The following is a 257-nucleotide window of genomic DNA, read 5'->3' as shown; positions in this document are numbered from 1 at the left end:
CTGATCCTGGTGATCTACTCGTTCAACGCCTCGAAACTGGTGACGGTGTGGGGCGGCTGGTCGGTGAAGTGGTACGTCGGCTTGCTCGACAACACGCAACTGATGGGCTCAGTGGTGCGCTCGCTGGAGATTGCCTGCTACACCGCGATTGCAGCCGTGGCGCTGGGGACCTTGGCGGCGTTTGTGCTGACTCGCGTCACGCGCTTCAAGGGCCGCACGCTGTTCGGTGGTTTGGTGACGGCGCCGTTGGTGATGCC

1 pseudogene is annotated in these 257 nt (G+C 63.0%); it reads left to right on the top strand.

Features of this window, described 5'->3' with window-relative positions:
* Positions 1-257 (top strand): annotated as a pseudogene (locus BK665_RS34165) (putrescine ABC transporter permease PotI); the annotation flags it as partial.

This window comes from Pseudomonas frederiksbergensis (assembly GCF_003732665.1).
GTDB lineage: Bacteria > Pseudomonadota > Gammaproteobacteria > Pseudomonadales > Pseudomonadaceae > Aquipseudomonas > Aquipseudomonas frederiksbergensis_G.
The sequence above is the reverse complement of the archived record's forward strand: the minus strand, read 5'-3'. Positions and strand labels throughout refer to the sequence as shown.